Annotated in this window: 13 protein-coding genes; 3 read left to right on the forward strand and 10 right to left on the reverse strand. The window is 74.1% G+C overall.

Translation table 11 applies throughout. From position 1 onward, the window contains the following. Positions 1 to 75: 75 nt before the first annotated feature. The 5 genes from KBX71_RS01435 to KBX71_RS01455 all read right to left on the reverse strand — a co-directional run bounded on the left by KBX71_RS01435 (position 76) and on the right by KBX71_RS01455 (position 8,879). On the reverse strand, positions 76 to 2,835 hold the full coding sequence (locus KBX71_RS01435; RefSeq protein ID WP_210816121.1) for an ABC transporter permease: 2,760 nt from the start codon (positions 2,833 to 2,835) through the stop codon (positions 76 to 78). Further along, positions 2,832 to 5,996, reverse strand: a complete 3,165-nt coding sequence (locus KBX71_RS01440; protein ID WP_210816122.1) for an FtsX-like permease family protein — start codon at positions 5,994 to 5,996, stop codon at positions 2,832 to 2,834. The genes KBX71_RS01435 and KBX71_RS01440 overlap by 4 nt, the downstream gene beginning before the upstream one ends. A 7-nt stretch (positions 5,997 to 6,003) precedes the next feature. Beyond that, positions 6,004 to 6,726 carry an ABC transporter ATP-binding protein gene (locus KBX71_RS01445; RefSeq protein ID WP_210816123.1) on the reverse strand — a complete coding sequence of 241 codons (723 nt, stop codon included), beginning with the start codon at positions 6,724 to 6,726 and terminating at the stop codon, positions 6,004 to 6,006. Next, complete coding sequence (locus KBX71_RS01450) at positions 6,723 to 7,655, reverse strand: ABC transporter ATP-binding protein (protein ID WP_210816124.1); 933 nt, start codon at positions 7,653 to 7,655, stop codon at positions 6,723 to 6,725. Before KBX71_RS01450 ends, KBX71_RS01445 begins: the two co-directional genes overlap by 4 nt. Before the next feature lie 249 nt (positions 7,656 to 7,904). Further along, the gene (locus tag KBX71_RS01455; protein ID WP_210816125.1) at positions 7,905 to 8,879 is read right to left on the reverse strand and encodes a nitroreductase; all 975 of its coding nucleotides are present in this window, start codon (positions 8,877 to 8,879) and stop codon (positions 7,905 to 7,907) included. A gap of 196 nt (positions 8,880 to 9,075) precedes the next feature. Between KBX71_RS01455 and KBX71_RS01460 the strand changes: the two genes are divergently transcribed. Then, positions 9,076 to 9,714 (forward strand): response regulator transcription factor, encoded by a 639-nt coding sequence (locus tag KBX71_RS01460; protein ID WP_196927750.1) that lies wholly within the window; start codon positions 9,076 to 9,078, stop codon positions 9,712 to 9,714. A 15-nt stretch (positions 9,715 to 9,729) separates the two neighbouring features. On the opposite strand, the gene KBX71_RS01465 is transcribed toward KBX71_RS01460, so the two are convergent. The 5 genes from KBX71_RS01465 to KBX71_RS01485 all read right to left on the reverse strand — a co-directional run bounded on the left by KBX71_RS01465 (position 9,730) and on the right by KBX71_RS01485 (position 16,802). Beyond that, positions 9,730 to 11,403: a GAF domain-containing sensor histidine kinase gene (locus tag KBX71_RS01465; RefSeq protein ID WP_210816252.1), complete on the reverse strand. Its 1,674-nt coding sequence runs from the start codon at positions 11,401 to 11,403 to the stop codon at positions 9,730 to 9,732. 97 nt (positions 11,404 to 11,500) lie between these two features. Next, entirely contained in the window at positions 11,501 to 12,484 is a 984-nt protein-coding gene (locus KBX71_RS01470) for a nitroreductase (protein WP_210816126.1), read from the reverse strand. A 126-nt stretch (positions 12,485 to 12,610) separates the two neighbouring features. Further along, positions 12,611 to 13,519, reverse strand: coding sequence for a universal stress protein (locus KBX71_RS01475; RefSeq protein ID WP_247682714.1), 909 nt, complete (start codon positions 13,517 to 13,519; stop codon positions 12,611 to 12,613). Continuing rightward, entirely contained in the window at positions 13,480 to 15,873 is a 2,394-nt protein-coding gene (locus tag KBX71_RS01480; RefSeq protein WP_210816253.1) for a phosphoketolase, read from the reverse strand. The genes KBX71_RS01475 and KBX71_RS01480 overlap by 40 nt, the downstream gene beginning before the upstream one ends. 68 nt (positions 15,874 to 15,941) lie before the next feature. Further along, entirely contained in the window at positions 15,942 to 16,802 is an 861-nt protein-coding gene (locus tag KBX71_RS01485; protein WP_210816128.1) for a universal stress protein, read from the reverse strand. A gap of 152 nt (positions 16,803 to 16,954) precedes the next feature. On the opposite strand from KBX71_RS01485, the gene KBX71_RS01490 reads away from it, so the two are divergent. Further along, on the forward strand, positions 16,955 to 17,191 hold the full coding sequence (locus tag KBX71_RS01490; protein WP_007457155.1) for an HTH domain-containing protein: 237 nt from the start codon (positions 16,955 to 16,957) through the stop codon (positions 17,189 to 17,191). Then, complete coding sequence (locus KBX71_RS01495; protein ID WP_124822848.1) at positions 17,191 to 17,769, forward strand: Clp protease N-terminal domain-containing protein; 579 nt, start codon at positions 17,191 to 17,193, stop codon at positions 17,767 to 17,769. Before KBX71_RS01490 ends, KBX71_RS01495 begins: the two co-directional genes overlap by 1 nt. Positions 17,770 to 17,861 lie beyond the last annotated feature (92 nt).

The following is a 17,861-nucleotide window of genomic DNA, read 5'->3' on the forward strand; positions in this document are numbered from 1 at the left end:
GTCTCGATGTTTCTGCTTCGTCCGAGGTGATTCGGCCGAGCGCGACCTGGTCGCCAGGCACCTGCCAGTAGCCGGTTACTCCCCGGCGCGGAGTACCTCGCTCAGCCGGTCGCGTCGCCGCAGCGCCGACTCGACAGGTACGACCGTGGCGGCCACCGCCAGCAGCGCCACGCTCACCAGGCCCAGCAGCCACCACGGCAGGACCGCCGTCGGGTCGGCGGCTTGGCCGGTGAGCAGCCGCAGGTCGAGCGGGCCGAGCGTCAGGCGTGCGAGCAGGGCACCGAGTAGCGGGCCGCACACCGCGGCGACCACTACCGGCGGCAGCAGCTCTCCGGCGGCGACCCAGCGGACGTCGCGTGGCCGCAGGCCGAGGGTCCGCAGCCGGGTCAGGGTCTGCCACCGTTGCGACGCACCGGCGGCGGCGGCGAGCGTGAGGCCGAGCAACCCCAGCGCCAGCAGCACCGCGGCGGCCGTCCACGCCAGCCGTAGGAGCCCTGCGGTCAGCGGAGCCACTCGCTGCGCCCGCAGGACGTCCGCCCGCAGCACGACGTCGGCGGCGACACCGGTGTTCGCCACGGCCCGCGCCGCGCCGGGGCCGGTCACCCAGACGGTGTTCGGAACGGTGGGCAGCCCGGCGTCGGCGAGGGCCGCGGCGTCCACGATGACGACGTCGGTGGCGCCGTCGACGGAGGGAGCGGTACCGACCGCGGCGAGACGGATCGCCGGGGCGTCCTCCCGGGGTAGCTGCAGCCGCGTGCCGGTGCGCAGTTCGCCGTCGCCCGATCGGACCAGCGCTGGGACGTCCCCGGTGCCGGGACCGGGTGCCGTGAGCCGGGCCAGCGCCGGCGCGTCGGGCAGCGGAGTGCTGGCCAGCAGGCGCTGGAACGCGGCAGTGTCCACGATGACCAGGCGCGGGGTGAGCAGTGTCGTTTCGCTGAAGACGCGGGCCGAGTCTGTCACCTGCGCGACGACGACCTGCCCTACCCCGGGTGCGGCGGCGATGCGCTCGGCGAGTGCGGGCGTGGCGGTGTCGGCGTCGGCGCCGACGTCGAGGCGGGCGTCGGCGCCGACGGTGCTCCACGCGCCGTCGGCCATACCCCGGGTGACGGTGGCGCCGAGGATGAGCGCGAACGACGCGAGCGCCGTGGTGCTGACCAGAACCAGCAGCGGCAGCGCGCGCCCGGCAGTCGTGGCCGCCTGGGCGGCACCGAACACGGCCAGCGGGCGGCGCGAGCGCAGGGCCTGTCGGAGTGCGAACCGTGCCCCGAGGGGCACCAGCCGGAGCAGGACGAGCGCGCCGACGAGCGCGCCCAGGGCGACGGCGCTGATCGGCAGGATCAGGTCGCCGCTCAGCTCACCGGTGTCGCCGTCGGAGGCGACGGGCAGGAGCCCGCGCTGGTGCAGTGTGACGAAGGCGGCGACCGCGGCGATCAGGACAGCGGCCTCCACTGCGGCGCGGCGCAGCTGGCCGGTGGCCCGGATCCAGCGCCGAGCGGCCTGGTTGGCGGGTTGGCGCCGGTCGCGGCTGGCGCGGGCGGCGGCGAGGGTGCCGAACGCCGGCCCGGCGACGGCACCGGCCAGGACCACGGGGACGGCCCAGGTCCAGGAGACGCCCGGAGCGGCCGCGCGGGCGAGCGCGAGCCCGACGGCGGCGGCCGACAGGGACACGAGTGTGGACTCGATGATCAGTTCCGCACCGAGGTCGGGGAGCGCCGCCCCACGCTGCCGGGCGGCGCTCAGCGCCGGGGTGCGGCGGCCGACCAGCAGGTAGGCGGCGAGCAGCAGGACCAGTACCGTGGCGGTCAGCACCCCGGCGAGCAGGACGGCGGCCTGTGCGAAAGCGGCGCTGTTCCGTGTACTGGCGTCGCGCAGAACGGTGTCGAGCTGCGACTCCCACTTCAGGGACTCGTCGCGGTCGATCGAGGAGCCGGAGGCTGCCTTGAGCTTGACCACCTGGCTGGCGAGCGCGGCGGTGGCGTCCCAGGTGAGCGCGTCGGGAACGGGTGCGAAGTGGACGGTGCGTCGCAGTTCGTCCTCGTCGACGGCGAGCCGGGCGTCCGGTAACGACTCGCGCGACAGCAGGCCGGCGAACCGGGTGGTTCCCACGCCGTCGGCGCCGGGCACGGGGCGCAGTAGCGCCGGGGCGAGTCGCCAGGCCGGGTCGGCGCTGTCCGCGGGTCGGTAGATCCCGCTGATCCGGACGTCTCGGTCACGACCGTGGCCGTCCTTGACCGAGATTCGATCGCCGGGGCCGAGGTTGAGCGCGGCGGCGTCCGCCTCGGAGAGGCCGACCTGCACCGGCCAGGGCGGTCCGTCGTAGGGGGTCTCGACGTACTCGTCGGAGACGGCGGGGCCGGGCGGGCTGCCGGCGATCCAGGCCACGTCCGGGCCGCCGAGGTCGCCGGCCAGGTAGGTGAACTGGAAGGTACGCGGCACGCTGCCGTCGGTGATGTTGAGGATCGGGCCGTTGACAGCGGCGATGGGCGGGAGCAGCGCGGCGTCCAGGTCGGGCCCGAGCGCGTCGGTCGCCCGGGCACGGAAGGTGTCGAGGGCCTCGGCGAGGCTGGGCATCCGGACCCGCCCGCCGGTCGGCCCGTCGTCGCGTTCCCAGTTGGCGTCTACGAGGACGTTCGAGTCGGTGCCGGCGCGGCGGACCGTGTCCTGGACGGCGTTGTCGGCGGCGGCGCGGAGCAGCACCGGCGCGGCCCCGGCGAGCAGCGCGACGGCCGCGATGACGGCGGCGGTGAGCAGCAGCGGTCCGGAGTCGGTACGGCCACGGCCGCGGATGCTGGGCCAGTGCAGCGCCGGCAGCCGGCGGGTCAGCCACCGGTTCACGGCGCCACCCGCAGGTGCGCGGCGTCGGCCCGGCGGACCTGGACGGTGACCACAACGGTGACCGCCAGCACGCATCCGGCCAGCAGTACGGCGAGGAGTGCCGCCTCGGCTGGCCACGGCCAGTGTGGCTGGGTGGCGGGGACGGGTGTGGCGCCGGTGTCGGAGCGCACGAGCAGGGGGGCGACGATGCGGGTGGCGAGCGCGCCGACGGCCGCGCCCGACGCGAGTAGGGGCAGCAGAACGCCGGCGTGCTGGCCGAGCAGCACGGCCCGGATGTCGCGCCGGGACATTCCCAGGCCGCGCAGCCGCGCCACCTCGACGGCGCGGACCTGTAGATCACAGGTGACGTGCAGGACGACGCCGGCGAGCAGCAGCAGGGCCGCGGCCGGGACGATGAGCCGGAGCGCGGCCGGCAGCCCGGCGCTCAGCGGACCGCCGATGAGGCGGGCGGTCTCCGCCTCCCGGGTCGCGACGGTGCCCAGGTGCAGGGCGGTGGCCCGCTCGGCGGCATCGGGACCGGCTGGGTGGCCGACCCACCAGGCGTCGACCGGGAACGTCAGGTCGCCGGTGACGGCGCGCGCGCGGGACAGCGTGTCCAGGTCGGCCAGGACGGCGACGGCGCCGGGGGCGGACGGCACGGACGGCACGACCTCGGTGACGACGACCGGGACGGGCGTGATGCCGACGGTGACGCTGAGCTGGCTGCCGCTCTCGGCACCGACCTCGCTGGCAAAGCGGGCGGAGACGGCTACGGGCACCGGGCCGGGGTCCGGGAAGGCGGTGGCGACGAGGGTCCGGGCGGCGTCCTCGGCGCCACTGAGCTCGACGGTCGCGGCCATCCGCAGCGCGGTTCCCGACGGTGTGGCGGACACCCCGACGGTCAGGTCGCTCAACTTGCTCGGGATCGGCGGCGCCGACGTGGCGGTCCAATCGGATCCGTCAGTCGGCCTCTCCGCCGATCCGGCGGGCGGCACGGTGAGTGTGACGGCTACGGCGACGGGTCCGCCGACCTCGTCGGTGGTGACCGGCAGGGCGACCGCGACGAGGCGCAGCCCGTCAGCGGTCGCGCAGGCGGGCAGCCGAAACTCCTGGCCGTCGAGCGGTACGGCGGGACCGGTGCAGGACGTGCGTAGGCCGCTGGCGTCCTGCAGCAGCAGCCGGGGCGTCACGGCGAGCGGGGTGTCGCCGGCGGCGGTCCCGCTCAGGACGAGCGGGGCGCCGGCCGGAATGGCGAGGCCGGTGACCCGGGTGCGTGGCGCCAGCGCGGCGCCCACGTCCGCCCATCCGCGGTCGCTGTCCAGCCGCCCGCGCAGCAGCGCGTCGGCGCGGGTGGTGTCGACGGCGATCAGGCGCGGCGCATCGCCGGCGTTGCCGAGCCACTGACCGACGGCGGTACCGCGGTGGAGGACCGGGCTCACGGTCCCCGCGGTGGCCGCGCTGACGACCGCGCCCTCTCCGGCCACCGGCGCCGTGCTGACGGTGAGTGCCAGGTCGGTGCCGACGGAGAGCGCGGCCTGGTCGCGCTGCGACTGGTGCCACGTGTTGTCGAAGGCGAGGCCGAAGGTTCCGGCCGCGCAGGCCAGGCCGACGAGCAGCCCGGCGGCGACCGCCTGGGGCCGGCGGGCGGCCTCGGAGACCGCCAGCGGAAGTGCCAGCCCGCGGGCGCGGTACGCCAGCCGGTCCGCGCCGCGAAGGGCCGGCAGTACCACCCGGAGAGCCAGGGCGGCGCCCGCGGTGAGCAGCAGCGCCGGCGCGAGCACCCGGACCGCGTCGGCGCGTGGGCTGGCGGCGGTGGGCTGCGCGTACAGCTGCCACCATCCGGCGGCGGCGAATGCCGCGAGCAGCAGGTCGGTGCCGGAACGGGCCAGCAGTTCGCGGCGGGTGCGCTGGTCGCCGGCTGCCGGGACGGGTCGGATCGCCAGGACGGTGAGTACGGCGGCGAGCACCAGCGCGCCGCCGACGACCGCGAGGACCTGGGCACCGGTGACGGCTGGCCGGACGGTCAGGCCGGCGCCGTCCAGCGGTGGCAGGTGGGTCAGGCCGGCGTGCAGGGCCGACGAGGCCGGTATCGCGAGCGCGGCCGCGACGGCGGCGAGGAGCCCGGCCTCGAGTGTCGCGGTGGAGGCGAGTTGACGACGGCTGGTACCCAGGGCGGACCGCAGGGCGGTCTCGTCGGCGCGGATGCCCGTGGTCAGCCGGCCGGCGAGGACGAGTGCCGTCGCGGCCAGGACACCGCCGAGCACGGCGATGGCGAGCACGACGGCGGCGGTGACGTGCCGTTGGTCGTCGGCGGACCGCAGGGTCGCCGGCAGCTCGGAGGAGACACGTGCGAGTTGGACGCGGTCGCCGAGGGTGCCGGCCAGCCGGCGGTCGGCGTTGCGGACGGCCCCGGCCACGGTCTCCAGGTCGTGACGGTTGGGGTGGGACAGGTCCGGATGGGCGGTGACCTCCATCCGGTCGACGGTGGCACCTGTGGTGACCAGGTCGGCGAGGTCGACGAGGAACGGGCCGTAGGCGTTGACCGGCTGCATGAAGCGGCCGTCCCGGTAGCCGGTGGCGGAGCCCGCCGCGGCCAGCGGGTCGCGGTCCCAGCCGCGCGCCGGCAGCGGGCGTACCACACCGACGACGAGCACGTCGATGGCCGGGACGGGCGCGTGGGCCAGCTCGGCGCCGAGGCGCACCCGGCGACCGGGGGTGAGGCCGAGCAGTTGTGCGGTGGACTCCAGCAGCACCGCGTCGCCGGGGTCCTGTGGCCAGCGTCCGGTGACCAGCTCGCCTCGGGTCGGCAGGTCGTCCAGCCCCGACAGGTACGCCTGGGCTCCGACGGTGGTGCCCTTGGCGAGCGCGGGCGGCAGCGCCCGCAGCACCGTCGACGCCCGCGCGGTTGTCGTCGCCGGAAAGGGTACGAGGGCGGAGGTCACCACGCTGCGGGTGTCGGCGGCGACGGACGGCGTGTCCCGGCCCTCGACGGCGCCGGTGTAGACGGTCACGTCGACGGCGGCGGGGGCGGCGTGGGCCATGGCGACCTCGAGCGCCCGCTCGGCGGTGCGGGTGACCAGCAGGGTGCAGGTACCCAGCACTGTCGCGCCGATCGTGACGACCCCGAGGAGGGTTGCCAGCAACGGCCACTGCGCGCGGGCGCGCCGGCTGACCAGCCTCATCGTCGCGTCACCCGGCGTCCGGCACGGGCGCGTACGGCTGCCCGGCCACCTGTTCGTCGAGGTGCCCGTCGTGGATGCGGATCACCCGGTCGGCCAGGGCCATCATCACCGCGTCGTGCGTCGACACCACCACTGTGACGCCCTCGGATTCCACTATCCCGCGCAGCAGGGCCATCACCGACAGCCCCGTCTCGGCGTCCAGTTGCCCGGTGGGCTCGTCGGCGAGCAGAAGCTGGGGCGAGGCGGCCAGCGCGCGGGCGATCGCCACCCGCTGCTGCTGGCCGCCGGACAGCTCGGCCGGCCGCTGCCGGGCGTGGTCGGCCAGGCCGATCAGCTCCAGCAGCAACTCGACCCGCCGTTCACGCTCGGTCGGGGCGACCCGGGCCATCCGCAGCGGGGCCGCGACGTTCTCCGCGGCCGACAGCACCGGGATCAACCCGAAGCTCTGGAAGACGTACGACACCTTCTCGCGCCGCAGCCGGGACAGGCCGTCCTCGTCGAGCGCGGTGACGTCGGTGCCGTCGACGTGCACGGTGCCGGCGTCCGGGCGGTCCAGGCCGCCGATGACGTTGAGCAGTGTGGTCTTGCCCGAGCCGGACCGGCCGACGAGCGCCACCATCGAACCGGCGGCCACATCGAACGACACGCCGCGCAGGGCGTGTACGACGGTCGGCCCAGTGCGGAAGCGCCGGTGTAGGCCGCGCACGCTGAGCAGCGGCTCGCTGGTCATTCGCCGCTTCCCGAGTCGGGGCGGATCGTGATGTGGTCGGGTTCCAGGGCCAGCCGGACCCGTCGGGTCAGCGCCAGCGCCTGGCGGAACTCGCGGGGCACCTGGACCCGCCCGGCCCGGTCCATCACGGCGTACTCCTCGGCGATCATGTGCGTGTCGCCCTCCGCGTCGGTGGTGGCGCGGCGCAGCACCTCGCTGCTGGTGCGCCCATCCCGGATCGCGACGGTCCGTTCGACCTGGCCGCTGACCTCCGGATCGTGGGTCACCACGACAACCGTGACGCCGTACCGCCGGTTGACGTCCCGCAGCACGCCGAAGACCTCCGCGGACGTGGCGGCGTCCAGCTCGCCGGTCGGCTCGTCGGCGAGCAGGACGCGCGGCTGGTTGGCCAGCGCCACAGCGATCGCGACCCGCATCTGCTGCCCTCCGGAGAGTTGCCCGGGGCGCCGATCGGCGCAGTCGGCGACACCGAGGCTGTCCAGCAGCTCGGCCGCGCGTTCCCGGCGCTCCTCCTTCGCGGTCCGGGCCGCCGTCATCGGCAGGTCCACCATCTCCCGTGCGGTCAGGTAGGGGATCAGGTTGCTCGCCGTCTGCTGCCGCACGAACCCGACGGTGTGCCGCCGGTAGTTCACCCGGTCCGCGCGGGACATCGCCAGCAGATTCCACCTGTCGACCCGGACCCGCCCGGCGGTGGGGGCGTCGATGCCGGCCAGGATGGAGAGCAGCGTCGACTTGCCCGACCCGGAGGCGCCGACGACGGCGACCAGTTCACCGCTCTCCACGGCCAGGTCCAGTCCCTGCAGTGCCTGCACCTCGATCGAACCGGTCTGGTAGATCCGCACCAGGTTCTCGCAGACGATGAGCGCGTCCCGGCCGAACTCGGGCGCCCGCGCGGATGGCTGTGGCAGGGAAAGCGGTGTGCTGGTCATCCCCTTCTCCGTCCGGGTCGTGCCGACGTCGAGCCAGCCTCGGGTAGTGGTCGGGCCCACGCAGATTGAAGCAGTTTCGCAATCGGCGGCTCAGTTGACCATGCCCTGGGCGGCTTTCCTGCATCCTGGACAAGGGCCCGCTGGTGAGGACCTGGCGGGAAACTCCCGACCACCGGACCCCCGGAGTTCTGCCACCCGACCGTGGAGGCCGCCGTGCTCGCCGCCTGAGCGGGCCCGCCGGCGACCCGGTCAGGCGGGCACCACCGGCAGGTCCAGCACCTCGTCGACGCTGCGTCGGGGGGTCGGTCGGCCCGGTTGGCCGTACCCGATCCGCAACACCATCTGCGGTGTGCCGAATCGCCCCAGCGACAGCCGCAGTTGCTCCCGCGCCGGGGCCACCTCGATCGGCTGGGAGAGCATCGACACGCTGAGACCGGCGTCCGTTGCGGTGAGCAGCAGCCGTTGCAGGGCCTGCCCGGCGATCACCTGGTCCACTGCGGTGTTGCCCACCGAGCCCAGCACCCCCACCAGGGGTTCCGGTTCGAAGTCCCGCCCGGGGGCACGGTCGCGCCCACCGTAGCCGCGGGTCGGGAGGACATCCTGCGGCTCGCCCTGCGGACCCCCGGCCGACGCGGGTACGCCGTCCGGGGTGAACTCCCGGCGCAGCCAGCCTTCCCGTTCGGCCCGGTACGCGGGGTCCCGCTCCAGCACCCGGTGCGCGCTGCGGGCGATCTCGCCGAACGCCGAGACCGCGCTCACCCCGATCAGCAGCTCCAACCAGCACTGCTCGATACGGGCCGCCTCGCCGAGGAGCCACCGGGCGTCGGCCGGCACCGGGTCCGGCCAGAACGGCAGGCGGTTGCTGAACCGGCGGGGGATGGCCGCGTACAGGCTCTGTTCGGTGGGGGTGGGCCGGCGCGGGGTGTCCGGCACCAGCCGGGCCAGCAGGTCCGGCTCGGCCGGGTCGGGGCGTAGTCGCACCCGGGGCGGGAGACCGGCGACGGCCAGGGCGATCCGCAGGTTGAACAGCGCCGCGCCGCAGGCGATCCGGACACCCCACCCGCTCGGGTCGGTCGCCGGCAGCCGACGGCCGGGGTCGGCCAGCACCTCGATGCCGCCGGCGCGCAGCCGTAGCCGCCACGGCTGGGTGTTGTGCAACGACGGTGCCCGGACCGCGTCCACGGCGGCGGCCCGCAGCTGGGCTGCGGTGTAGCCGATGTCCATGGCGGTGCTCCTCTCCCGCTGGGGCCGGTCGCGGGTGGTGCCGCGGCGCCCGGCGCACCATCACGATCCATCGTTCGATGGCCCGTCGCGCAGGGCCGGACGTCCCGACCAGTCGGGTCCGAACGCCCGCTCGCCGCGTGCCGGTCGGGACCTTCGGCCCGTGCGGCGGGCCGTGTGCACCGGGTAGAAACGAAGGATGATCCGTGTGTTCCTCCTCGACGACCATGAGGTCGTCCGCCGTGGCCTGGCCGACCTGTTGCAGAGCAGCGGCGACATCGAGGTGGTCGGCGAGTCCGGCTCGGCGCAGGAGGCGGCCCGCCGCATCCCGGCGTTGCGGCCCGACGTGGCGATCCTCGACGCGCGGCTGCCCGACGGCAACGGCATCGACGTGTGCCGTGACGTGCGCGCCGTCGACTCGTCCATCAAGGGACTGATCCTCACCTCGTACGAGGACGACGAGGCGCTGTTCGCGGCGATCATGGCGGGCGCCGCCGGGTACGTGCTCAAGCAGATCCGTGGCACCGACCTGGTGGACGCGGTGCGCCGCGTCGCGGCCGGGCAGTCGCTGCTCGACCCGGCGATCACCGCCCGCGTGCTGGAGCGCATCCGCAACGGCGTCGAGCAGCCGCGCGAACTGAGGTCGCTCACCGAGCAGGAGCGGCGGATCCTGGAGTACGTGGCGGAGGGGCTGACCAACCGGGAGATCGCCGGGCGGATGTTCCTGGCGGAGAAGACCGTGAAGAACTACGTGTCCAGCGTGCTGGCAAAGCTGGGCCTGGAGCGCCGCACGCAGGCCGCCGTCCTGGCCACGCGGCTGCTCGGCAAAACGCCCTGACCCGGGTCGCCGGGGTCAGTCGCGCAGCGGCACGGCCCAACGCACCTCGGTGCCGTGCGGCTCGGCCGCGACGATCGTGAAGGTGCCGTCGAGGCGACTGGCGCGTTCGCGCAGGTTGACGAGACCACCCCGGGCGGCGGCCGGGTCGCAGCCCACCCCGTCGTCGGTGACGGTCACGGCGACCTGGCTGGCGTCGACGCGTACGGCGACGTCGACGCGGGTGCACTGCGCGTGGCGGACCACGTTCGACAGGGCCTCGCGCAGCACGGCGGTGAGGTCCGGGCGGATGGCGTCCGGCACGGCGCTGTCCACCGGCCCGGTCAGCTCCAGGTGCGGCTTGAAACCCAGCGATTCGGCGGCCGCCTCGACCGCCGCGCGGATCTCGGTACGCAGCGCCGAGGTCATCGGCGTGCGCAGCTCGAAGATGGTCCGGCGGATGTCGCGGATGGTGGCGTCCAGATCGTCGACGGCCGCGTTGATCCGCTTGGCCACCTCCGGGCGGGCCATCGGTGCGGCGCTCTGTAGTTGCAGGCCGGTGGCGAAGAGCCGTTGGATCACCACGTCGTGCAGGTCGCGGGCGATCCGCTCGCGGTCCTCCAGGACCACCAGCAGTTCCCGTTCCTCCTGGCCGCGCGCCCGTTCCATGGCCAGCGCGGCCTGCCCGGCGAAGCTGCCCAACAGCGCCAGGTCCTCCTCACTGGCGCCACCACCGCGCTCCGGCGGGTGTGCCACGATCAGCACGCCGTGCAGGGTCTCGGCGGTGGTGAGCGGTGAGATCATCGCCGGGCCGGTGTGCAGCAACGCCGGCCACGGCGCGGCGTGCGCCAGATCGTCGACCTGGTCGTGCCGACCCTCGGCGACCGCCGCGCCGAAGCTGGTGTCGACGGCGGGCAGGACCACGCCGACGAGCGCGCGGGCCGTCCCGTCGGCGCCGTCGACCACCTCCACGGTGAACTCCTCGGTGTCGCTGTCGTAGAGCAGCACCAGCGCCAGGTCGGCCTCGGCGACCTCCCGGGCCCGGCGGGCCACCAACGCCAACGCGTCGGTACGGCGTACCTCGCCGAGCAGCACCGTGGTGATCTCGGCGGTTGCGGCGAGCCAGCGTTCCCGCCGGTGTGCCAGGGCGTACAGGCGGGCGTTCTCGATGGCCACGCCGGCCGCGGCGGCGAGCGCGACGACGATTTCCTCGTCGTCCTCGGTGAACTCCGCGCCGCCCTGCTTCTCCGCCAGGTAGAGATTGCCGAAGATCTGGTCGCGGATGAGGACCGGCACGCCCAGGAAGCTGTGCATGGGCGGGTGGTTGGCCGGGAAGCCGTAGGAGCGGGGGTGCTGGGTGATGTCCGGCATCCGCAGCGGCCGGGGATCGGCGATGAGCAGGCCGAGCACGCCCCGCCCGTGCGGCAGGTCGCCGATCTGCTCATGCTGCTCGGGCGTGATGCCGTGGACGATGAAGTCGTGCAGCAGCCGGTCCGGGCCGACCACGCCGAGCGCGCCGTACCGGGCGCCGACCAGCTCGCAGGCCGCCTGCACGATGCGTTGCAGGGTGGTGCGCAGATCCAGGTTGGTGCCGATGCCGACGACCGCGTCGAGCAGGGCCCGCAGGCGCTCCCGGCTGGTCACCACCTCACCGACCCGGACCAGCATCTCCTGCAACAGCTCGTCGAGACGGACCCGGGACAGCGGCGTCAGCCCGAGCGACGGTGCCGGGGAAGGTTCCTGGCGGGGCGACGGCGCGCTGCTGGTCACCGGGGCATGGTAGCGCCGGTGCCGCTCGTCGCCCGACCCGTCAACGGACGGCGGAGGTGTCCACCACCTGCGCAGTGGTCAGCCGCGGCGTGTGCGGCGGGCCGGAGTGCGCCGGGTCCGCGATGCCCAACCGCAGCACGAGGTACGGGAAGCCGATCCCCGAGAGCAGTTGCCGCAGGGTCTGCCGGGTGCCCGGCACCTCCACCACCGCGCTGAGCGGCACCACGGACACGCCGAGCCGGGTGGCGGTCAGCCAACCCGCGGAGAGCGCCTCGCCGGCACGCAACCAGCTGTCCCGTTCGTCCTCGTCGCCGTGCAGCATCGCGTACACCGCCATCCGGTCGTGGCCGGGACCCACCGGCAGGCTGCCGGGACGGCCGAAGTCGCGGCCCGGGACCGTGGTCTGCGCAGGCTGCTCGGGCAGCACCTCCGCCGGCAGGCCGGTGCCCGAGCCGGCCCGGCTGGTCCAGTACGCCAGCTCGGTGCGCAGCTCCGGATCTTCGGCCTCGACCGTGTCGGCGTGCCCGGCGGTGGCGGCCAGCTCCAGCACCTGGTCGCGGTCGAGGACCTGCAACCGGCAGCCCTCCGCGCCGACCGCCCGGGTGATCTCCTCGATCGCCGTGGGCGGAACCGGCTCGTCGCTGACCGGCCGCCGGTCGGTGTGCCGCACCTGCATGCACTGCACCATCCGCATGGCGTCCGGGTCGGCCGAGGTGTGGCTCAGGTCGGTCAGCCGGGCCAACAGCTCGGTGTCGTCCGGGTCGGGCAGCCGTTCCACCACGACGCGCCACCCCTGGGCGGCCAACGCCAACCGGGCGTGGTGCAGGGCGGTGCCGCAGCTGATCGCGAGCAGTCGCCCCTCGGGGTCGCTGGCGGCGAGCTGCCGGTCGGCGACGGAGCGCAGCTCCAACGCGTCGGGCAGCACCCGCCAGCGCCACGGCTGGGTGTTGTGCACCGAGGGGGCGTGGCCGGCGGTGGCGGCGGCCTCCGCCAGCGCGGTGGTCGGCTGGCTTTCCTGACTCATGGTCACGACCTTTCCGTCTCTGCTCGGCGAGCCGTACAGCGGCTCGCCGCCTCATCCTGTGGCCTCCGGCGCTGTGTCCGCAGGGCCACAGGTCCCGACCCCGTTGGGTCGTTGTGCCTGCGGTGGTCAGCGTTCGCGGACCACCGCTACCAGGCAGTTGGCATGTTGGATGAGCTGTTGGCTGACCGAGCCGAGCAGCATGCCGGCCAGCCCGCCCCGGCCCCGGCTGCCCACCACGACCAGCTTCGCGTCCCGACTCGCCTCGATCAGCATCGCCGACGGGCTTGTCGACTCCAGGTCGACGGTCACCGCCAGCTCGGGGAACGTTCGCCGCCACGGCTCCAGCGCCTGCTCCACGGCGGCCCGCTCGTCGGGCACCCCGGCCGCCCCGCCGGGGCCCGGTGTCCAGGCGTGCAGGACGCGCAGTGGCAGCTGCCGCTGCGCCGCCCGTTCGGCGGCGAAGCCGAGCGCCACCAGCGACGGGTCCGAGCCGTCCACCCCTACCGCCACCGGGCGGTTCGACGTGTCGGTCGCGGTGCTGCCGACCCCGTCCCGGACCACCACGACCGGGCAGTGGGCGTGCGCGGCGACCGACACCGCAGTCGACCCGGCCAGCAGGCCGCCGAATCCGCCGTGGCCTCGGCTGCCGAGCACCAGCATCCCGGCCTCGGCGGAGCGTTCCTGCAACACCAGAGCGGGCGGCCCGTCGTACACCTCGCCGGTGATCCGCAGCCCGGGGTTGGCCGCGGCGGCGTCCGCCGCGGCCTTGCGGACCAGGTCGTCGACCTGCCGGCGGGCGGTGTCGTCCGGCCACACGCCGGGTGCCACGCCCGGGCCGACCCAACTGGCCACTGTCAGCCATTCGAAGACGTACGCCAGCCGCACCGGCTGGCCGCTGTGCCGCGCCTCCTCCACCGCCCAGTCCAGGGCCACCGAGGCGTCGGTGGAGCCGTCGTAGCCGACCAGGATCTCCGCGTCGCGCACGTCGTCCTCCTTCAGGGGGCGGTCGGGTCGGTGTCGCGGACCCAGCGCCATTCGGCGACCTGGGGGTCGTCCTCGCCGTACTGGCGGGTGTAGTCGCGGGCCGCCTGCCGGGCGTCGGCCATCCGTTGGCGCAGGTGCGCGGCGCGGGAGGCCAGACCGGGCACCCGGTCGATGACGTCGATGACCAGGTGGAAACGGTCCAGGTCGTTGAGCATCACCATGTCGAACGGGGTGGTGGTGGTGCCCTCCTCTTTGTAACCGCGCACGTGCAGGTTCTCGTGGTTGGTGCGCCGGTAGGTGAGTCGGTGGATCAGCCACGGGTAACCGTGGTACGCGAAGATGATCGGCCGGTCCTCGGTGAAAATGGTGTCGAACTCGTTGTCGGTGAGGCCGTGTGGATGCTCGGTGTCCGGCTGGAGTCGCATCAGGTCGACCACGTTGACCAGCCGCACCTTCAGCTCCGGGATGTTCTGGCGCAGCAGCTCGACGGCGCCCAACGTCTCCAGCGTGGGCACGTCTCCGCAGCAGGCGAGCACCACGTCCGGCTCGGTGCCGCCGTCGTTGCTGGCCCACTCCCAGATGCCCAGGCCACGCCGGGTGTGCTGGATCGCCTCGGTCATCGTCAGCCAGTTCGGCGCCGCCTGCTTACCGGCCACCACCACGTTGATGTAGTGCCGGCTGCGCAGGCAGTGGTCCATCGTGGCGAGCAGCGTGTTCGCGTCCGGTGGCAGATAGACCCGCACCACCTCGGCCTTCTTGTTCACGACGTGGTCGATGAAGCCCGGGTCCTGGTGGGAGAAGCCGTTGTGGTCCTGCCGCCAGACGTGGCTGGAGAGCAGGTAGTTCAGCGAGGCGATCGGCTGCCGCCAGGGGATGGCCCGCGTCACCTTCAGCCATTTGGCGTGCTGGTTGAGCATCGAGTCGACGATGTGGATGAACGCCTCGTAGCTGGTGAACACACCGTGCCGGCCGGTCAACAGGTAGCCCTCCAGCCAGCCCTGGCAGAGGTGCTCGGAGAGCACCTCCATGACCCGCCCGTCCGGGGAGAGGTGGTCGTCGCCGGGCACGGTGGCGGCCACCCAGACCCGGTCGGTCACCTCGAACGCGGCGCCCAGCCGGTTGGACGCGACCTCGTCCGGGCCGAACAGCCGGAACGTCTGCGGGTTGGCGCTGATGACGTCACGGATCCACGGGCCGAGCACCCCTGTCGCGCCGGCGATCGGCGTACCCGGTTCGGGAACCTCCACGCCGTAGTCGCGGAAGTCCGGCAGGGTCAGGTCGCGCAGCACCACGCCGCCGTTGGTGACCGGGTTGGCACTCATCCGTCGGTCACCGCGCGGCGGCAGCGTCAGGAGCTCGTCGACCGGCGCGCCGGTCGCGTCGAACAGCTCCTCCGGCCGGTAGCTGCGCAGCCAGTGCTCCAACTCGGCCCGGTGCGCCGGGTTGTCGCGGACGCCCGACAGCGGCACCTGGTGGGCGCGGTAGGTGCCCTCCACCTGGGTGCCGTCGACCTCACGCGGGCCGGTCCAGCCCTTCGGCGTCCGCAGAATGATCATCGGCCAGCGGGGACGTTCGACGACGCCCCCGGAGCGGGCCCGCCGCTGGATCTCGGCGATCTCGTCCAACACGCGGTCCAGCGTCGCCGCGAGGGTCCGATGGACCTGGGCGGGGTCGTCGCCGGCCACCACGTACGGCTGGTAGCCCGACCCGCGCAGGAGGTCGAGCAGGTCGCTCTCGGGGATCCGGGCCAGCACGGTCGGGTTGGCGATCTTGTAGCCGTTGAGGTGCAGGATGGGCAGCACCGCGCCGTCGCGCGCCGGGTTGAGGAACACGTTGGAGAGCCAACTGCCGGCCAGCGGCCCGGTCTCCGCCTCACCGTCGCCGATCACGCAGGCCACCAGCAGGTCCGGGTTGTCGAACGCGGCGCCGTAGGCGTGGCTCAACGCGTACCCCAGCTCGCCGCCCTCGTGGATTGAACCCGGGACGTCCGCCGCCACATGGCTGGGGATGCCGCCCGGGAAGGAGAACTGGCGGAAGAGCCGGGACATCCCGGCCTCGTCGCGCGCCACGTCGTGGTAGCGCTCCGACCAGGTGCCCTCCAGCCAGGTGTTGGCCACGATGGCCGGGCCTCCGTGGCCGGGGCCGGTGACCAGCATGGCGTTGAGGTCGCGTGCCACGATCATCCGGTTGAGGTGGGCGTAGATCAGGTTGAGGCCGGGGCTGGTGCCCCAGTGCCCGAGCAGTCGAGGTTTGATGTCGTCGGGGGTCAGCGGCTCGCGCAGCAGCGGATTGTCCAGAAGGTAGATCTGCCCGACGGTGAGGTAGTTCGCGGCGCGCCAGTAGGCGTCCAGCCGGCGCAGCTCGTCGTCGGTGAGGGCGCTGTGCACGTCGAGAGCGGTGTCCATCATGCTGCCTCTCGCGGGTAGGAGTGGGGCGTCCGGTGTCCAGCCTGGCCGCTGCGGACGCCCCGGGGTCAGGGCCGTTGGTCCCGCGCCGGGCGGGCACCAGGCCCGGTCAGCGGCGCCTCGGCCAGGCCGCGGACGACGACCACCGGGGCCGGGGAGTGGTAGAGCAGGGACTGGGCGACCGCGCCGAGCATGGCCCGGCCCGGTTCGTCACCGCGGGCGGCGACCAGCGCCACCTGCGCGTCGCGGGACGTGTCGATCAGCACGTCGGCGGGATCGCCGCGAACGACTCGACACTCGGTCGGCACCGCGCCGTGTCGGCCGGTGTGCCGGGCCAGTGCTTCGCTGAGCTGCTCGGCGACCGCGTCGGTGTCCTCGTCGTGCTCGACCACGCGCAGGACCAGCAGTCGGGCGCCCCGGCGGGCCGCGCACTCCACGGCCCACTGCAGGGCGAGGTGTGAGCTGGGCGAACCGTCCACGCCCACAAGCACCGGGCCCTGCGGCGGGGGCTCACGCCGGACCACCAACAGAGGGCAGCCGGCCCGCGCGGCCAACTGCACGGCGGTCGTCTCGGCCGGGACGCACTGGCCGCTGCCCGCCATGCCGCTGTCACCGACGGCCAACAGGAAGGTGCCCTCCGAGCGGCGGATGAGGGTGGGCAGCGTGGCGCCTTCGACGATCTCGCCGCGTACGGTCAGGCCCGGCTCGGTCTGGTGGGCGAGCTGGGCGGCGCGGGTGATCAGCTCCTCGGCCTGGTCGCGGGGTGCGGCGACGGTGTCCGCGGCGAAGGCCGCCCGCCAGTCGAACATGTGCAACAGGTGCAGTGGCCGGCCGTGTCCGGCCGCCTCCTGCGCGGCCTGTTCGACGACCGGGAGGTCGAGTTCCGACCCGAGGCCGACCAGCACCGCTGCGTCGGCGGCTGCGGCCATCCGATATCACCTCCCGGGCGTCGCGCCCGGCACGACCAAGCTGTCCCTGACCGAGGGTAGTCGGATGAGCACGATGGCGGGTGCGATCGGCTGCGGTCGGCCCTCGTCAACCAGGGTTGACAGGAGAGGTGCTGTCAACGTATGTTGACGGCATGAGTCAGGCGACAGAACTCGCGGCGGCAGCCGGCAGCACCGACCCCCGGGTCGGGCTGCGCGCCGTCCGAGCGCTACGCCGGCTGCTCGAGCGGCTCGAGGTGGTCCAGGTGGACAACGCCCGACGACAGGGCTGGTCCTGGCAGGAGATCGCCGACGCGCTCGAGGTCAGTCGGCAGGCAGTGCACAAGAAGCACGCCGGGCGACCGGCGGTCAACTCATCCTGGGAGGCGTGATGTTCGAACGGTTCACCGACCGGGCGCGCGACGTGGTGCGCCGGGCGCTGGAGGAGGCGCGGGTCGAGGGCCAGCGGCCGGTCGGCACCGAGCACCTGCTGCTCGCCCTGCTCGCCGACGACGCCGGGCTGGCCAGCCGCGTGCTCGCCGACGCGGGGGTACGCGCCGACGACCTCCGCGAACGCGTCCGCCGGCACACCGCCAGCGGCGGCGCCGGCCTCGGCGACGCGGACGCGGCGGCCCTGCGGGAGATCGGCATCGACCTGGCCGCGATCGTGGCCCGCATCGAGCAGTCCTTCGGCCCGGACGCGCTACGGGAGGCGGTCCCGGCGCCGCGCCGCCGCTGGGGGCGTAAGCGCTACCTCGGCGGCCCGTTCTCGCCCCGCTCGAAGAAGGCGCTGGAGCTGTCCCTGCGGGAGGCCCTGCGCCTGCGCCACCGCCACATCGGCACCGAGCACATCCTGCTCGGGGTGCTCCGCGAGGGGAACGGACTGGGGGCCTTGGTGCTCACCGAGTCCGGTGTCGACCTCGACGATCTGCGCCGGCGGGTGGAGCTCGCGCTGCGGGCGGCGGCCTGACGGGTGGGCCGTCTTGAAACCTGTCTGTGGCACTTCCGACGCGTGCCGGTCGCCGGGTCGCTGAAGCCGTCCGGGTGCTGCACACTGGCGCC

The sequence above is a fragment of the Micromonospora sp. D93 genome, assembly GCF_018070365.1.
In the GTDB taxonomy this organism is placed as follows: Bacteria; Actinomycetota; Actinomycetes; order Mycobacteriales; family Micromonosporaceae; genus Micromonospora; species Micromonospora ureilytica.